Source organism: Cryobacterium sp. Sr8 (assembly GCF_004403225.1).
GTDB classification, from domain to species: Bacteria; Actinomycetota; Actinomycetes; order Actinomycetales; family Microbacteriaceae; genus Cryobacterium; species Cryobacterium psychrotolerans.
Genome location: NZ_SOHO01000006.1, coordinates 25,282 through 40,664 on the forward strand (window position 1 = coordinate 25,282; position 15,383 = coordinate 40,664).

The following is a 15,383-nucleotide window of genomic DNA, read 5'->3' on the forward strand; positions in this document are numbered from 1 at the left end:
GGTGGCGCCTTTAGGCGGTGTGGAACTTGAGCTGTGCGGCGACGAGGCCGTCGGAGGCGATGAGTTCGACCGCGTCGGCGGCATCCGACAACAGGTTGGGCAGCGCGGCCCGCTCGGTGGACGAGAAGTCCTTGAGCACGAAGTCGGCCGAGGGCTGCCGGCCGGGGGGACGGCCGATGCCGACCCGCACCCGGATGAAGTCGTTGGTGCCGGTGGCGGCGATGATGTCGCGCAGGCCATTGTGGCCGCCGTGGCCGCCGCCGAGCTTGAGCTTGACGGTGTCGTACGGGATGTCGAGGTCGTCGTGCACGACGATCAGCCGCGACGGCTCGAGCGAGTAGAAGCGCAGCAGCGCCGCGACCGGCCCGCCGGACACGTTCATGAACGTGTCCGGCTTGGCCAGGACGAGCCCCGGCCCGCCCGGGAAGCTGCGACCTTCGGCGACGGCCGAATTCGTGCGGTGGGTCTTGAAGTTCGCCGCCATGCGGTTGGCGAGCTCGGCCAAAACCATCTGGCCGACGTTGTGCCTGTTGCCGGCGTAGCCGGGCCCGGGGTTACCGAGCCCGACTACGAGCCAGAGATTCGCGTCCAGGGAAGTCCTCCGCCTTCGGCGAATCCAGTCGAGAATTATTCGGCGGACTCGGTGGACTCGCCGGCTGCGGCTTCGTGCTCTTCCTCGGCGATTTCGGCGGCTGCGGCATCCGCTGCCTCGATGCCCTCATCGGTGCCACGCGGGGTGTGCACGTAGATGACGAGCATGTCGGCGTCGGAGATGAGCGTCGCGCCCTTGGGCAGCTCGATGTCCTTGGCGTGGATCTGCGCGCCCTCTTCGAGGCCCTCGATCGAGACGACGATGTTCTGCGGGATGTGCGTGGCCTCGACCTCGAGGAGCAGGGTCTTGGCGTCGAAGTCGGCGATGGTGCCGGGGAACGACTCACCCTCGAGGTGCACGGGCACGTCAACCTGGACCTTCTCGCCCTTGCGGACGACGATCAGGTCGAGGTGCTCGATGATCTGGCGTACCGGGTCCTTCTGCACGTCCTTGACCAGGGTCAGCTGGCTCTTGCCGTTGATGTCCAGCTCGAGGATGGCGTTGGCGCGGCGCAGGATCAGCGCGATGTGGTGCGCGGGAAGGGAAACGTGCACCGGGGTGGTGCCGTGGCCGTAGATGACGGCGGGGATCTTGCCGAGAACCCGCAGCTTGCGGGCAGCGCCCTTGCCGAAGCTTTCGCGCAGCTCGGCTACGACCTTGTTGTCGGTGGTGGATTCTTTCGCCATGGTGTTACTCCTTGCGGACCTCTACAGCCCAGATTGTGTGTGTACTGGTTCAACTCGAACGCATAGCGCGTGAGGAAAGGCCGTAGGTCTCGTCCGCCGCGTCGATTACGGATGCCGCCCGCCCGGTTGCCCGGACATGCGAAATCCCTCGCCGAAGTTCAGCTGCCCAGTCTAGCAGGGTGCGGGGGCCGGGCGCCGCCGCGTAATCACAGGTCACGCCGCCGGCGCAGTCAGTAGGCTTGACGGGTCCCCCCATCACCAGCCCAGGAGACCTCATGTCTGAAATTTCAACCGCAAACATCGGCGTCGTCGGACTGGCGGTGATGGGCTCGAATCTCGCCCGCAACCTCGCCAGCCGGGAGGGCAACACCGTCGCGGTGTACAACCGCTCCCCCGAACGCACCCGCCTGCTGACCGGGGAGCACCCCGAGGCCGGCTTCGTGGCATCCGAAACGATTGAAGACTTCGTCGCCTCGCTGCAGAAGCCGCGCACGGCGATCATCATGGTCCAGGCCGGCCGGGGCACGGATGCCGTGATCGAAGCGCTGACCGCCCTGTTCGAGCCCGGCGACATCATCGTCGACGGCGGCAACGCCGACTTCCACGACACCATCCGCCGGGAGAAGGCCGTCAGCGCGACCGGCGTGAACTTCGTCGGCGCCGGCATCTCCGGCGGCGAAGAGGGCGCCCTCAAGGGCCCGAGCATCATGCCCGGCGGATCGGTGGAGGCGTACAAGACCCTCGGCCCGATCCTCGAATCGATCGCCGCCGTCGTCGACGGCGTGCCCTGCGTCACCCACGTGGGCACGGATGGCGCCGGCCACTTCGTCAAGATGATCCACAACGGCATCGAATACGCCGACATGCAGCTCATCGCCGAGGCCTACGACCTGCTCCGCAAGGTGGGCGGGCACTCCCCCGCCGCCATCGCCGACGTGTTCACGGAGTGGAACTCGGGCGACCTCGAGAGCTACCTGATCGAGATCACCGCCGAGGTGCTCCGCCAGGTCGATGCTGCGACTGGCAAGCCGTTCGTCGACATCGTGCTCGACGAGGCCGGCTCAAAGGGCACCGGGGTCTGGACCGTGCAGAACGCGCTCGACCTGGGCGTGCCCGTCGGCGGGATCGCCGAGGCGGTCTTCGCCCGCGCCGTGTCGAGCCACCCGGAGCAGCGGGTCCCGTTCCGCGCGATCGTCGACGCCCGTCCGGAGATCGCCGTCGTCGGCCACACCTTCCAGGACGACGTGCGCCAGGCGCTCTACGCCTCCAAGGTCGTCGCCTACGCCCAGGGCTTCGACGCCATCATTGCCGGCGCCGAGAAGTACGGCTGGAACGTCGATAAGGGCGCCATCGCCACGATCTGGCGCGGCGGCTGCATCATCCGGGCCCAGTTCCTCAACCGCATCGTGGATGCCTACGCGAACGACCCGTCGATCCCGACGCTGCTCGTCGACCCGTACTTCGCCAAGGCCGTCGCCGACGGTGAGGCCGCCTGGCGCCGGATCGTCTCGACCGCCGCACTGTCGGGCATCCCGGTTCCCGGGTTCGCCTCGGCGCTGAGTTACTTCGACTCGCTCGCCAGTGAGCGCCTGCCGGCCGCCCTCGTGCAGGGCCAGCGGGACTTCTTCGGCGCGCACACCTACAAGCGCGTCGACCGGCCGGGCACGTTCCACACCCTGTGGTCGGGCGACCGCTCCGAGGTCGAGTCGGCGGGTTCCTCGCACTAGGCGCCTCCCGCCCTCGCGTTTCCGCCGAGTTTGGCCGTTGCGGTCGAGTTTGCCTGGCGCGCCAGGCAAACTCGACCGGAAGTGGCAAGCTCGGCGGACGGAACCGGGCGGCGGCGCGGGTCAGCGGGCGCGGGCGAGGCGGACGGCTCGGGCGAACAGGCCGACGGCGAGCCAGGCGGCCGCGGCGAGCACGCCCTGCCACGGGAGCGTGACCGCGAGCAGCAGGCATCCGGCCACCCCCGCGTACTGGATCACCCGGGGCAGCCAGCGGTCCGCGGGGCGCTGCCGGAGCGCGCTCAGGTGCGCGATCGCGTAGTAGACCAGCACCGCGCAGGCCGAGAAACCGACCAGCCGCGCCGGGTCCAGCAGCAGGATGCCGGCGATCGCGGCCAGCCCGAAGGTTGCCTCGGCCAGAATGGGCGCGTGCGTGCGCTCGGAGATCCGGCTGAGCGGGCCGGGCAGGTCGCGCTCCCTGGCCATCGCCAGCCCGGTTCGGCTGAGACCGGCGAGGATCCCGACCAGAGAGCCGAGGCAGGCGATCGCGGCCACCACGCGGGCGAGGCCGGTCCAGGGCTCGTCACCGCCGAGCACGTCCGCCAGCGGCGAGGCGGACGTCGCGAGGACGGCCGGGCCGAGGATGGTCACGCAGAGCACCCCGATGACCGCGTAGATCACCAGCGTGATGCCCAGCGCGGTGATGATCGCCCGCGGCAGGGTGTGCCGGGGGGCCCGCACCTCTTCGCCGAGCGTCGCCATCCGGGCGTACCCGGCGAAGCAGAAGAAGAGCAGGCCGGCCGATTGCAGGATGCCGTACCAGCCGGCATCCGTCATCGTCGACAGGTCCAGGCTCGCCCCGGACAGGCTGCCGCCGAAGCCGATCGCCGCGAAGACGACGAGCAGGCCGCCGAGCACGGTGAACACGATCGCGGCGCTCACTCCGGCCGTGGTCCGGATGCCCGCCATGTTCACGGCGCCGAGCACGACCACCGCTGCCACCGCGACGGCGCGGGACTGTTCGGGCCAGAGGTAGCTGCCCGCGATCAGCGCGATCGCGCCGGCCGAGGCGGTCTTGCCGGCGAGGAAGAGCCAGCCGGCCGCGAACCCCCACCAGGGGCTGAGGGTGGCGCGGCCGAAGGCGTACGCGCCGCCCGACACCGGGTAGGCCATCGCGAGCTGCGCTGAGCTGAGGGCGTTGAGCGAGGCGATGACCCCGGCGATGACAAGGCCGATCAGGAGGCCCGTTCCGGCGGCCGCCGCGGCCGGCGCCCAGACGTAGAAGACGCCGGCGCCGATCATCGCGGCCAGGCCGACGATGATCGCGCGCCCGAGCCCGAGGTGGCGCTCCAGCGTGGTCATGACACCACCCTAACCAGCGCGGGTGAACTACCGGCGACGCACACAGCAAGGCGGCATCCGGCATCTGGGATACTGGGACCGGAGCCTATGACCATGAGCAATGAGATCCCCGAACTCGCCGGCTACGAGCCGCACGACGCCTCGCGCCCGCTGCGCAGCCGCCGTACCCTGACGATGATGCGGATCGTGGTGGTGCTGGGCCTCGTGTCTCTCGTCGTGCCCGGCATCCTCACCACGCTGCAGGTCGCCGGCTCGACGGCCACCAACGCCTGCCTGGCGTCGGTCGACCGGTACCACCCGTTCGCCGAATCATCCGTGGCCCGCTTCGAGTTCGCCGGCGCCGGCGGTTTCGGCTGGCAGTGCTACGCCGTCGACGCGAACGAACGCGAGACCTTCGTGGAGCCGCTCGGCCTCATCCCGGCAGCCCCCTAGGCCCGCCCCGGCACGCGCCGAGCCCGCCCCGAATCTTCGCCGAACTGTGAGTTTGGCACCTTCGTCGGGCTCGGGAAGGTGCCGAACTCACAGTTCGGCGGGAGGACGGGGAGCGTTTAGGCCGCGCCCTCGAAGAGCGAGGTGACGGAGCCTTCGTCGAAGACCTCGTGGATGGCGCGCGCCAGCAGCGGTGCGATCGGCAGCACCGTCAGCGTCGGGAAGCGCTTGTCTTCCGGAACCGGCAGGGTGTCGGTGACGACGACCGCGGAGATCGCCGAGTTCTGCAGCATCTCGATGGCCGGGTGGCTGAACACCGCGTGCGTGGCGGCGACGACAACGCCGATCGCTCCGGCTTCCCGCAGCGCCTCGGCGGCCTGCGCGATGGTGCGTCCGGTGTCGATCATGTCGTCGACGATCAGGCAGACGCGCCCCTCGACCTGGCCGACGATTTCGTGCACGGACACGCGGTTGGGCACCAGCGGGTCGCGGCGCTTGTGAATGATGGCCAGCGGCGCACCGAGCTTGTCGCTCCAGATGTCGGCCACGCGCACGCGGCCCATGTCGGGCGAGACGACGGTGAGCGTGGACGGGTCGAGCTTCTCACGGAAGTGTTCGAGCAGCACCGGCATGGCGAAGAGGTGGTCGACCGGGCCGTCGAAGAAGCCCTGGATCTGCGCGGCGTGCAGGTCGACCGACATGATCCGGTCGGCGCCGGCGACCTTGAACAGGTCGGCGACGAGGCGGGCCGAGATCGGCTCGCGGCCGCGACCCTTCTTGTCCTGGCGCGAGTACGGGTAGAACGGCGCGACCACGGTGATCCGCTTCGCCGAGGCCCGCTTGAGCGCGTCGACCATGATCAGCTGTTCCATCAGCCATTCGTTGATCGGCGCGGTGTGCGACTGGATGACGAACGCGTCGCTTCCGCGAACGCTCTCGTCGAACCGCGCGTAGATCTCACCGTTGGCGAAGGTGCGCGCATCCGTGTGCACGAGCTCCGAACCCAGCTCTTTGGCGATGTCGAGCGCGAGTTGAGGGTGCGCGCGCCCCGAAACCAGGACCAGTTTCTTCTCGCCTTTGGCTGTGATTCCGGGCACTTAGTCTCCGCTCGTTTCCGCGGCCTGCGCCGCGTCGGTTCCCGGACGGTTGGCCTGAACCCAGCCGTCCATGTTGCGCTGCGGAGCCACGCTGATGGCCAGGGACCCGGCCGCAACGTCCTTGCGGACGACAGTTCCGGCCCCCGTGTACGCTCCGTCACCAATCCTAATCGGCGCGACGAACACGTTGTGCGACCCGGTCCGCACGTGCGACCCGATTTCGGAGCGGTGCTTGTTCACGCCGTCGTAGTTGGCGAAGATCGTGCCGGCGCCGATGTTCGAGCCGACGCCGACCGTGGCGTCGCCGACGTAGCTGAGGTGGGGCACCTTGCTGCCCGCGCCGATGGTCGCGTTCTTCGTCTCGACGTACGCGCCGATCTTGCCGTCCGCGCCGAGCACGGTTCCCGGTCGCAGGTAGGAGAAGGGGCCGACGGATGCCCCGGCGCCGATGACCGCCTGGGTCGCGTCGGTGCGCTTCACCACCGCGTTCTCGCCCACTTCGCAGTCGCGGAGGGTGGTGTCCGGCCCGACCACGGCGCCGGTCGCGACGGAGGTCTCGCCCTCGATCTGCGTGCCGGGCAGGATCGTGACATCCGGTGCCAGCGTGGCCTTCATGTCGATCCAGGTGGTGGCGGGGTCCTGCACGGTCACGCCGGCGAGCTGCCAGCCCCGCACGATCAGCGCGTTGAGCTTCAGCGCGGCCTCGCTCAGCTGTGCGCGGTCGTTGATGCCGGCGACGAGCCAGGCCTCGGCGACGGCGACGGCGCTCACGTCGGAGCCGGCGCCCCGGAGCAGGCCGATCACGTCGGTGAGGTACTTCTCGCCCTGCACGTTCTCGGTGGTGAGCAGCGCGAGCTGCTCGCGGAGAGCGGCCAGGCCGAACAGGTAGACGCCCGCGTTGATCTCGTCGACGGCGAGTTCCTCGGCGCTGGCGTCCTTCTGCTCGACGATGCGGTCGAAGTCGCCACGTTCGGAGCGGATGATCCGGCCGTAGCCGGTGGCGTCATCCGCGACCGCCGAAAGCACGGTGGCGGCGGCGGCGCTCGCGCGGTGCGCGCCGATGAAGGCGGCCAGCGTGTCGGCGTCGAGCAGCGGCACGTCGCCGTTGATGACGAGCACGTCACCCTCGAAATCGGCGGGGAGAACCTCGACGGCCTGTTCGACCGCTCGGCCGGTGCCGGGGATGTCGTCCTGGTCGACGACGAGGCTCTCGGGCAGCTCTTCGGTGATGACCTGGACGAGGCGGTCGCGTTCGTGGCGCACGACGGTGACGAGGTGCGCGGCGCCCAGGGCCTTCGCCGTGGCCAGCACGTGGCTGATCACGGGCATCCCGGCAAGCGGGTGCAGGAGTTTCGGCAGGCTGGATTTCATTCGCGTGCCCTGGCCCGCGGCCAGGACGATTACGGCGAGTCGATTATCGGTCATGTGTTGCCCCTTGGTCGTCTCGAGAACGGTCTTCGATCAGTGGATCGAACCGCTCCGCCGCCAGGACTCGAACCTGGACCTAACAGCTCCAAAGGCTGTCGTGCTGCCATTACACCACGGCGGAATGCACCGACCGGCGCCGGGCATCGCAGTCAAGTCTGCCAGATGTGCGCGTCGCCCGGCGCCGCGGCCGGATAATGGAGGGATGCCTGCGAATGACGAAGTCGACCGGATTGTGGACGCCTGGCTGCGCGAACGGCCCGACCTCGATTTCGCGCCCCTCCAGGTGCTCTCCCGGGTCGCCCGGCTCTCCAAGCACCTGGACCGCGCCCGCCGCACGGCGTTCTCCCGCTCCGAGCTCGAGTCGTGGGAATTCGACGTGCTCTCGGCCCTCCGCCGTGCCGGGGAGCCCTACGTGCTCAGCCCGAAGTCGCTGTTGCAGCAGACGCTCGTCTCCAGCGGAACGATGACGAACCGGATCGACCGGCTCGTCGACCGCGGCCTGGTCACCCGGCGCACCGACCCGAACGACGGCCGCGGCGTGCTCGTCGGGATGACGCCGGCCGGGCTCATCCGGGTGGATGCCGCGATCACCCGCCTCGTCGACGCCGAGGCGGAACTGCTCGACACGCTCTCCCCCGGCGACCAGGAACGCCTCGCCGGGCTGCTGCGCAAGCTCAGCCTCGACTTCGACTGAGGCGCCCTCCCGGCGGCCGACCCCGTCGAGACCCTCGCCGAACCGTGAGTTTGGCACCTTCGTGGGGCCCGGGAAGGTGCCAAACTCACAGTTCGGCGGAGGGGGCGGCGGGATTAGCGGCGGAGAGCCTTGCGGGCCAGGGAGTTGCCGAGAAACTGCACGAGCTGCACGAGCACGATGATCAGCAGCACGGCCGCCCAGGTGACGACCGGGTTGAACTGCCGGTAGCCGTAGAGCAGCGCGAAGTTACCGAGGCCGCCGCCGCCGACCATCCCGGCCACCGCCGACATGTCGACCAGGGCCACGAAGATGAACGTGAAGCCGAGGATCAGCGGCCCGAGCGCCTCGGGCAGCAGCACGGTGAAGATGATCCGGATCGGTCCGGCCCCGACCGAGCGCGCCGCGTCGATCACGCCGGGCGTGACGGTGAGCAGGTTCTGCTCCACGATGCGCCCCATGGCGAACGCCGCCGCCAGCGAAATCGTGAAGATGATCGCCGGGTTGCCGATGCCGGTGCCGACCACCATTCGCGCGAGCGGTTGGGCCGCGGCCAGGAAGATGATGAACGGGATCGGGCGGATGAAGTTCACCAGCAGGTTCAGCACCGTGAACACCGCGCGGTTCTCGAGGATGTTTCCGGCGCGGGCCAGGTAGAGGCCGAACCCGACCAGGAGTCCCCCGATCCCGCCGAAGAACAGGGTCAGGCCGACGATGTAGAGGGTCTCCCCCGCTGCGGTCCACAGCTCCGGCGTCAGGTCGATCAGCGAATCCATCAGCGCACCTCCGTGACGGTCGTCAGTTGCCGCACCCGGTCGAGCACGCCGTCGATCACAGCGTCGGCATCCGTGAGGTGATCCGCGGCCAGGCTCAGCGTCAGGTGCCCGAACGAACGGCCCTGGATCTCATTGATGCCGCCGTAGATGACCTCGAAGGCCACCCCGGCGCGGGCGAACTCGCCGAACACCGCCTGCTGGTCGACGCCCGCGTCGCGGAACGACAGCGTGACGATCCGGCCCACGTGCCGCTCGCGCAGCACGGCCAGTTCACCGGGCGACGGCACTCCCTTGACCACGGTGCCGACGAAGCGGGCGGATGCCGGGTGCTGCGGGTTCGAGAACACGTCGAACACGTCACCGCGTTCGATGACGCGTCCCTGGTCCATCACGGCAACCTTGGTGGCGATGGTCTGGATGACGTCCATTTCGTGGGTGATCACGATGATGGTGACGCCGAACTCCCGGTTGACCCGCCTGAGCAGCGTGAGCACCTCGTGGGTGGTCTCCGGGTCGAGGGCGCTGGTGGCCTCGTCCGCGAGCAGGATGCTCGGCTGGGTGGCGAGCGCCCGGGCGATCCCGACCCGCTGCTTCTGGCCGCCGGAGAGCTGGTCGGGGTAGGCACGGGCCTTGTCGGCCAGGCCGACGAAGTCGAGCAGTTCCGCGACACGCGCCGCACGTTCCGCGCGGGGCCGGCCGGCAACCTCGAGCGGGTAGGCGATGTTGCCGGCCACGGTGCGGGAGTTGAACAGGTTGAACTGCTGGAAGATCATCCCGATCCCGAGGCGCACCTCGCGGAGTCTGCGCTCCGGCAGGCCGGCGATGTCCTGTCCGTCGATCAGGATCTCGCCGCCGGTGGAGCGCTCGAGCGCGTTGACCAGGCGCACCAGGGTGCTCTTGCCGGCCCCGGAGTAGCCGATGATGCCGTAGACGTCGCCGGCCTCCACATCGAGGCTGACGCCGTCGATCGCGATCACGGGGTCGCCCGTTTTCGTGGTGGCCGGGTAGACCTTGGACACGTCACGCAAACTGACGACGGGCATAACGGATTCCTTACTCACGACCTCGCGCTGGCGGTGCTATTTCTGGGCGGCGGTGTCGTTCTCGACCGTGCTGAGCGACTTCTCCAGCTCGCTCACCGGGGTCGTCACCATTTCGGCGCTGCCCCCGGAGACCGCCAGGACGCCGGCCTGGACCTTTTTGCTCTCCTGGAAGATCTCGACGAGCTTCTTGTAGGTCTTGTTGTCCTTGTCCTCGGCGCGGGCCGCGAAGACGTTCACGTACGGCAGCGCGTTGGGGTCGGTGGGGTCATCCTTGGCGATGGCGTCCGAGAACTTCAGCCCGGCCTTCTCTACGAAGTCGTTGTTGATGACCGCCGCGGCGACATCCGGCAGCGAGGTCGCGGTGAGGGATGCATCCAGCGCCTTCACGGAGACCTTCGACTTCTTCGTGTCGATGTCATCGAGGGTGGAGAAGATGCTGCCGCCGCCCGTCAGCACGATCAGCTTCGCCGACTGCAGCACGAGCAGGGCGCGGGAGAGATTGCTGGGGTCATTCGGAACGGCAACGGTGTCGCCCTTCTTGATCCCGTCGACGTTCTTCACCCTGGTCGAGTAGAGGCCGAGCGGGAAGATGGCCGTGGCGCCGATCGGGGCGAGGTCCTGCTTGCTCGCCACGTTGTACTCGGCGAGGTAGACGATGTGCTGGAACTGGTTCAGGTCGATCTCGCCGGCGGCCAGTGCCGGGTTCGGCTGCGCGTAGTCGGCGAAGTCGACGATGTCGACCTCGATGCCCTCGGCCGCCGCGGCCTCGGTGTAGTCGGCCCAGTACGGGTCGCTGGCCCCGACGACGCCGATGGTGACGACGTCATCCTCAGCACCGGCTCCACCGGCGCAGCCGGCGAGCAGCGCAACCAGCGGTACGACCGCAAGGGCGGCCAGCAGTGTCTTCTTCATGTTATGTATCCCTCTCGCTGTGTCTGTAGGAGCCCGGGCATGCGGGCACAGCGAAACCACAGGGAAGAAACATGGGGGCTGTGCCGCGACGCCGCAGGGCACCCTTCAACGCTAACGAGGGATGCTGCGCCCCGCTGGCTCCTGCGACACACTCCGTCACAGGATCTGCGCCATCAGCTCCCGACGAGCTCGGAAAGCTCGAGCCAGCGCGTTTCCAGGCCGACCACGGTGTCTTCCAACTGCGACAGCTCGGCCGACAGTGCGCCGAGGCCGGTGTAATCCGACTGGTCGTGTGCGGCCAGCGATTCGTGCAGCGAGACGATCCGGTCCTGGACCTTGACGACCTTCCGGCCGGTCGAGGCGAGTTCCTTCTGCGCGTTGCGGAGTTCGGCGCCGCCGACGGCGAGCTTGCCCTTCTGCCCGGGGCCGGATGCCTCGGTCGGCGAACCGACGGAACCGCCGGAGATCTGCTTCTTGCGCAGCTCCAGGTACTGGTCGACGCCGCCGGGCAGGTGGCGGAAGGCGCCATCCGTCACGGCGTACTGGTTGTCGGTGACGCGCTCGATCAGGTACCGGTCGTGCGAGACGACGAGCAGGGTGCCGGGGAAGGAGTCGAGCAGGTCTTCCATCGCGGCGAGCATGTCGGTGTCGAGGTCGTTTGTGGGCTCGTCGAGGATGAGCACATTCGGTTCGTCGAGCACGATCAGCAGCAGCTGCAGGCGGCGCTTCTGGCCGCCGGAGAGGTCCTTGACCTTCGTGGTCAGCTGGGCGCTCATGAAGCCCATCCGCTCGAGCATCTGCCCGGGGGTGATCTCCTTGCCGCCGGCGATGTACGACGTCTTCTGGCGGCCGATGACCTCGCTCACCCGGTCGTTCTGGATGTCGTCGAGCTCGAACAGCTGCTGGGTGAGCACGGCGACCTTGATGGTCTTGCCGCGCTTGACCGTGCCGCTGGTGGGCAGCAGGGTGCCGGCGACGAGGTTCAGCAGCGTGGACTTGCCGGCGCCGTTGACGCCCATGATGCCGGTGCGCTCGCCCGGAGCGATGCGCCAGGTGATGTCGTTGAGCACGGTCTTGTTCTCGAACTTGACGGTGACGTCGAGCAGGTCGACGACATCCTTGCCGAGGCGCTGCATGGCCATCGACTGCATCGAGACCGTGTCGCGGGGCGGCGGCTCGTTTTCGATCAGCACGTTGGCCGCGTCGATGCGGAACTTGGGCTTGGCGGTGCGGGCCGGGGCTCCGCGGCGCAGCCAGGCGAGTTCCTTCTTCATCAGGTTCTGGCGTTTGGATTCGGACGCGGCGCTCATCCGGTCGCGTTCGACGCGCTGCAGGATGTACGCGGCGTAGCCCCCCTCGAACGGCTCGATGATGCGGTCGTGCACCTCCCAGGTCTGGTTGCAGACCTCGTCGAGGAACCACCGATCGTGAGTGACGACCACGAGGCCGCCCGAGTTCGTCGCCCAGCGGTTCTTCAGGTGCCCGGCGAGCCAGGAGATGCCCTCCACGTCGAGGTGGTTGGTGGGCTCGTCGAGGAAGATCACGTCGTGGTCGCCGATGAGCACGGCGGCGAGGGCCACCCGGCGGCGCTGGCCACCGGAGAGGTCGTCGACGAGCGCTTCCCAGGGGATGTCCCGCACGAGGCCGCCGATGACGTCGCGCACCTTGGAGTCGCCGGCCCAGACGTGCTCTTCGATGCCGCCGACGATGGTGTGGCCCACGGTCTGGCCGGAGGCCAGCTCGTCGGCCTGGTCGAGGATGCCGATGGTCACCCCGCGCCGACGCGTCACGCGTCCGGAGTCGGGTTCCATCCGTCCGGCGAGCAGGTTGAGCAGCGTTGACTTGCCGTCGCCGTTGCGGCCGACGACGCCGATCCGGTCGCCTTCGTTGAGGCCGGCGGTGACGCTGTCAAAGATGACGCGGGTGGGGAATTCGAGGTGCAGGGCTTCAGCCCCGAGCAAATGTGCCATAAGTGATTCAAGCTTACCGGCCCTGCCTGAGAGCTTCTCCCTCCCGCGAAACCGCAGTTGTGCGCGCTAAAACCCGCGAATAACGCGCACAATTGCGGTTTCGCGGGGAGTCAGTCGTGGACGAGGCGGGCGCCGTGCACGGGGCCGGTTGCCCGCACGACGTTCAGGCGGGAGGCGCTCAGCGCCACCTGGAGTTCGAGCGCGCTGTCGGAATCCGCGACGAGGAAGGCGACGGTCGGGCCGGAGCCGGAAATGATCCCGGCGAGGGCGCCGTTCGCCTCGCCGAGCTCGAGTACCTTGCCGAGGCCCGGCGCGAGGTGCAAGGCGGGCGCCTGCAGGTCGCTGTGGAGGGACTCGGCGAGCATCCGCGGGTCGCCGGCCCGCAGCGCCTGAAGCACGTTCGCATCGACGGTGGGCTGGTGTTCGGCGGGGAAGATGTCCTGCGCGTGGCGGTCCCGGTGGCGGTCGAGTTCGCTGTAGACGCCGGGTGTCGACATGCCGAATTCGGCGAGGGCGAGCACCCACTGGAAGTGCCCCTTGGCCAGGGCCGGGCTGAGCTGGTCGCCGCGGCCGGTGCCGATGGCGGTGCCGCCGGTGAACGCGAAGGGAACATCGGCCCCGAGCTTGGCGGCGAGGGCGAGCAGCTCCTCTTTCGTCAGCTCGGTGCCCCAGAGCGCGTCGCAGGCGAGGAGGGTTGCGGCGGCGTCTGCCGATCCGCCGCCCATGCCGCCGGCGATCGGGACGTGCTTCTCGATCTCCAGGCGCACTCCCCCGCGGAAACCCGTCTTGCGAGCGAGCAGGCGGGCCGCCTTGATCGCCAGGTTGGTGCCGTCGGTGGCAAGGCCCGAGGTGTCGATCGGTCCGTTGAATTCGACCGAGAAGTCGTCGGCAGGATAGGCGCGTACGTCTTCATAGAGCGAGACCGACTGGTAGGCGGTGGCGACGTCGTGGTATCCGTCTTCCATGACCTTGCCGACCTTGAGGAAGACATTGATCTTGCCCGGCGCTCTCGCGTGCACGACCTGGGATGCCCCCGCGATGCTCATGCTCCTAACCTAGCCCAGCCCGCGCGCGGCTCCCGACGAGGCGGTGGCCAGCCACTGCTGCATCGTCGCCTTCGCCGGGGCGAGCGCCGCGGCATCCGCGAGTCGCTGGTGAGTCAGGGAAACGGATGTCCGGCCCGCGTTCGTGGGATTGGCCGTGGCCAGCAGGGACACGTTCTGCGGCAGCGCCCACCGGGCGGTCTGGTAGCGCGCGGCGCGGCTCTCGCTCGCCGGCCGGCCGAGGCTCGCGCTCACCGCACCGATGACGGCGTCGAGGGCGGCCACCTGCTCGAGCGGGAACGTCCTCGACGCGCTCACCTCGAAGGTGCCGTCGGCGCGCTGCCCGGGCGCCCGCCGGCCCCGCGCCTGTTCGAAGCCGACGGTCACCGCCTGGCTCCACCAGCCGGGAACGCCCTGCTCGTCGTGCAGCCAGCGGGCGATCTGCGGATGCGTCCACTCGGCGGCCCCGGCCGCGTCGAGCAGTTCGAACCAGTCGGCCCCTGCCTTGCCGGTGGCGGCCGCCATCGCCTCGTCGCTCATCCCGGCGGCCGCGACGCTGCCGGGGCGGTCGGGGCTGTCGGGGCTGTCGGACATGGCCCCAGACTAGGGCGTCGCGCGGGCGATCGCGAGGAAGTCGTTCACGGTCAGCTGCTCGCCGCGCGCGGTCGGGTCGATGCCGGCCGCGGTGATCCGCTGCGAGGCCGTCGCCGAGTCGCCGAACCGGGCGGAGAGGGACTGGCGCAGCATCTTGCGGCGCTGCTGGAACGCGGCGTCGACGAGGGCGAAGGTGGCCAGCCGCAGCTCCTCCGACTCCAGCGGTTCGTCCCGGCGTTCGAACGCGACGAGGATCGAGTCCACGTTCGGGACCGGCCAGAACACCTGGCGGCTCACCTTGCCGGCGGTGCGGAACGCGCCGTACCAGGCGGCCTTGACGCTGGGGCTGCCGTAGACCTTCGAGCCGGGCGGGGCGGCGAGGCGTTCGCCGACCTCGGCCTGCACCATGACCACGCCGGCCCGGATGGACGGGAAGTGCTCGAGCAGGTGCAGCAGCACGGGCACGGAGACGTTGTAGGGCAGGTTCGCGACGAGCCGGGTCGGTTCGCCGGGGATGGCCAGGATGCGCATCGCGTCGTCCCGGATGACCGTGAGCGGCGAGCCCGGCTGCATCAGTTCGACCGTGAGGGGAAGCTGCTCGGCCAGTCGGGCGTCGATCTCGACGGCGACCACGCGGGCGCCGGTTTCGAGCAGCCCGAGCGTGAGCGAGCCCAGCCCCGGGCCGACCTCGACGACGGTGTCGTCGGCCGTGATACCCGCGACCTTGACGATCCGGCGCACGGTGTTGCCGTCGATGACGAAGTTCTGGCCGAGCTTCTTGGTCGGGTTCACGCCGAGCATCTCGGCGAGGTCGCGGATCTCGGACGGGCCGAGCAGCGTCCGGGCCGGCGGACCGGCGGGCGCGGGCTGCGTGGCCTCGGACTCAGCAGACGCGGGCTCAGCAGACGCGGGCTCAGCAGACGCGGGCTCAGCGGACGCGGGCTCCGGCTGGGCGACGTGGCGACCGTGGCCGCCCTCCCGCCCGGGTTCCGGACGGGTTTCCGGCTCGTCTCCGGCCGGCAAGCCGTGCCGGGACTCG

The 15,383-nt window shown here is 69.2% G+C and carries 15 protein-coding genes and 1 tRNA gene; 3 read left to right on the forward strand and 13 right to left on the reverse strand.

Going from position 1 to position 15,383, the window contains the following annotated elements:
- Nucleotides 1-10 precede the first annotated feature (10 nt).
- A complete protein-coding gene (gene pth, locus E3T54_RS00390) occupies nucleotides 11-592 on the reverse strand; it encodes an aminoacyl-tRNA hydrolase (RefSeq protein ID WP_134474092.1) in 582 nt (193 codons plus the stop codon).
- 35 nt (nucleotides 593-627) lie between these two features.
- Nucleotides 628-1,278 carry a 50S ribosomal protein L25/general stress protein Ctc gene (locus tag E3T54_RS00395; RefSeq protein ID WP_134474093.1) on the reverse strand — a complete coding sequence of 217 codons (651 nt, stop codon included), beginning with the start codon at nucleotides 1,276-1,278 and terminating at the stop codon, nucleotides 628-630.
- Nucleotides 1,279-1,553: 275 nt separating this feature from the next.
- Between E3T54_RS00395 and gndA the strand changes: the two genes are divergently transcribed.
- A complete protein-coding gene (gndA, locus tag E3T54_RS00400; protein ID WP_134474094.1) occupies nucleotides 1,554-3,005 on the forward strand; it encodes an NADP-dependent phosphogluconate dehydrogenase in 1,452 nt (483 codons plus the stop codon).
- A 120-nt stretch (nucleotides 3,006-3,125) separates the two neighbouring features.
- Here gndA and E3T54_RS00405 read toward each other — a convergent pair whose 3' ends face one another.
- Nucleotides 3,126-4,361 (reverse strand): APC family permease, encoded by a 1,236-nt coding sequence (locus E3T54_RS00405; protein WP_134474095.1) that lies wholly within the window; start codon nucleotides 4,359-4,361, stop codon nucleotides 3,126-3,128.
- Nucleotides 4,362-4,454: 93 nt separating this feature from the next.
- Between E3T54_RS00405 and E3T54_RS00410 the strand changes: the two genes are divergently transcribed.
- Nucleotides 4,455-4,793, forward strand: coding sequence for a hypothetical protein (locus E3T54_RS00410; protein WP_134474096.1), 339 nt, complete (start codon nucleotides 4,455-4,457; stop codon nucleotides 4,791-4,793).
- Between the two features lie 116 nt (nucleotides 4,794-4,909).
- On the opposite strand, the gene E3T54_RS00415 is transcribed toward E3T54_RS00410, so the two are convergent.
- From E3T54_RS00415 to E3T54_RS00425, 3 genes are all read right to left on the reverse strand, one after another.
- A complete protein-coding gene (locus tag E3T54_RS00415) occupies nucleotides 4,910-5,887 on the reverse strand; it encodes a ribose-phosphate diphosphokinase (protein WP_092321230.1) in 978 nt (325 codons plus the stop codon).
- Nucleotides 5,888-7,312 (reverse strand): bifunctional UDP-N-acetylglucosamine diphosphorylase/glucosamine-1-phosphate N-acetyltransferase GlmU, encoded by a 1,425-nt coding sequence (glmU, locus tag E3T54_RS00420; protein WP_134474097.1) that lies wholly within the window; start codon nucleotides 7,310-7,312, stop codon nucleotides 5,888-5,890.
- Between the two features lie 52 nt (nucleotides 7,313-7,364).
- A tRNA-Gln gene (locus tag E3T54_RS00425) sits at nucleotides 7,365-7,436 on the reverse strand.
- Between the two features lie 81 nt (nucleotides 7,437-7,517).
- On the opposite strand from E3T54_RS00425, the gene E3T54_RS00430 reads away from it, so the two are divergent.
- Nucleotides 7,518-8,009, forward strand: coding sequence for a MarR family winged helix-turn-helix transcriptional regulator (locus E3T54_RS00430; RefSeq protein ID WP_092321228.1), 492 nt, complete (start codon nucleotides 7,518-7,520; stop codon nucleotides 8,007-8,009).
- A gap of 113 nt (nucleotides 8,010-8,122) precedes the next feature.
- On the opposite strand, the gene E3T54_RS00435 is transcribed toward E3T54_RS00430, so the two are convergent.
- From E3T54_RS00435 to rsmA, 7 genes are all read right to left on the reverse strand, one after another.
- Nucleotides 8,123-8,782, reverse strand: a complete 660-nt coding sequence (locus E3T54_RS00435; protein ID WP_134474098.1) for a methionine ABC transporter permease — start codon at nucleotides 8,780-8,782, stop codon at nucleotides 8,123-8,125.
- The gene (locus E3T54_RS00440) at nucleotides 8,782-9,825 is read right to left on the reverse strand and encodes a methionine ABC transporter ATP-binding protein (protein WP_134474099.1); all 1,044 of its coding nucleotides are present in this window, start codon (nucleotides 9,823-9,825) and stop codon (nucleotides 8,782-8,784) included. The genes E3T54_RS00435 and E3T54_RS00440 overlap by 1 nt, the downstream gene beginning before the upstream one ends.
- 36 nt (nucleotides 9,826-9,861) lie before the next feature.
- Nucleotides 9,862-10,737, reverse strand: coding sequence for a MetQ/NlpA family ABC transporter substrate-binding protein (locus E3T54_RS00445; RefSeq protein WP_134474100.1), 876 nt, complete (start codon nucleotides 10,735-10,737; stop codon nucleotides 9,862-9,864).
- 173 nt (nucleotides 10,738-10,910) lie between these two features.
- Nucleotides 10,911-12,707: an ABC-F family ATP-binding cassette domain-containing protein gene (locus E3T54_RS00450; RefSeq protein ID WP_134474101.1), complete on the reverse strand. Its 1,797-nt coding sequence runs from the start codon at nucleotides 12,705-12,707 to the stop codon at nucleotides 10,911-10,913.
- 110 nt (nucleotides 12,708-12,817) lie between these two features.
- Nucleotides 12,818-13,753 carry a 4-(cytidine 5'-diphospho)-2-C-methyl-D-erythritol kinase gene (locus tag E3T54_RS00455; protein WP_092321223.1) on the reverse strand — a complete coding sequence of 312 codons (936 nt, stop codon included), beginning with the start codon at nucleotides 13,751-13,753 and terminating at the stop codon, nucleotides 12,818-12,820.
- A gap of 9 nt (nucleotides 13,754-13,762) precedes the next feature.
- Entirely contained in the window at nucleotides 13,763-14,344 is a 582-nt protein-coding gene (locus E3T54_RS00460) for a hypothetical protein (RefSeq protein WP_134474102.1), read from the reverse strand.
- Between the two features lie 9 nt (nucleotides 14,345-14,353).
- Complete coding sequence (rsmA, locus tag E3T54_RS00465) at nucleotides 14,354-15,145, reverse strand: 16S rRNA (adenine(1518)-N(6)/adenine(1519)-N(6))-dimethyltransferase RsmA (protein ID WP_241976978.1); 792 nt, start codon at nucleotides 15,143-15,145, stop codon at nucleotides 14,354-14,356.
- Nucleotides 15,146-15,383 lie beyond the last annotated feature (238 nt).

What these genes read in the sequence shown, in the direction of transcription:
- E3T54_RS00430 (WP_092321228.1), top strand. Translation starts at nt 7,518, where the DNA reads ATGCCTGCGAATGACGAAGTCGACCGGATTGTGGACGCCTGGCTGCGC.
- E3T54_RS00410 (WP_134474096.1), top strand. Translation starts at nt 4,455, where the DNA reads ATGAGCAATGAGATCCCCGAACTCGCCGGCTACGAGCCGCACGACGCC.
- rsmA (WP_241976978.1), bottom strand. Translation starts at nt 15,145, where the DNA reads ATGCTCGGCGTGAACCCGACCAAGAAGCTCGGCCAGAACTTCGTCATC.
- E3T54_RS00450 (WP_134474101.1), bottom strand. Translation starts at nt 12,707, where the DNA reads ATGGCACATTTGCTCGGGGCTGAAGCCCTGCACCTCGAATTCCCCACC.
- E3T54_RS00405 (WP_134474095.1), bottom strand. Translation starts at nt 4,361, where the DNA reads ATGACCACGCTGGAGCGCCACCTCGGGCTCGGGCGCGCGATCATCGTC.
- E3T54_RS00440 (WP_134474099.1), bottom strand. Translation starts at nt 9,825, where the DNA reads ATGCCCGTCGTCAGTTTGCGTGACGTGTCCAAGGTCTACCCGGCCACC.
- E3T54_RS00395 (WP_134474093.1), bottom strand. Translation starts at nt 1,278, where the DNA reads ATGGCGAAAGAATCCACCACCGACAACAAGGTCGTAGCCGAGCTGCGC.
- E3T54_RS00460 (WP_134474102.1), bottom strand. Translation starts at nt 14,344, where the DNA reads ATGTCCGACAGCCCCGACAGCCCCGACCGCCCCGGCAGCGTCGCGGCC.
- E3T54_RS00435 (WP_134474098.1), bottom strand. Translation starts at nt 8,782, where the DNA reads ATGGATTCGCTGATCGACCTGACGCCGGAGCTGTGGACCGCAGCGGGG.
- gndA (WP_134474094.1), top strand. Translation starts at nt 1,554, where the DNA reads ATGTCTGAAATTTCAACCGCAAACATCGGCGTCGTCGGACTGGCGGTG.
- E3T54_RS00445 (WP_134474100.1), bottom strand. Translation starts at nt 10,737, where the DNA reads ATGAAGAAGACACTGCTGGCCGCCCTTGCGGTCGTACCGCTGGTTGCG.
- glmU (WP_134474097.1), bottom strand. Translation starts at nt 7,312, where the DNA reads ATGACCGATAATCGACTCGCCGTAATCGTCCTGGCCGCGGGCCAGGGC.
- E3T54_RS00455 (WP_092321223.1), bottom strand. Translation starts at nt 13,753, where the DNA reads ATGAGCATCGCGGGGGCATCCCAGGTCGTGCACGCGAGAGCGCCGGGC.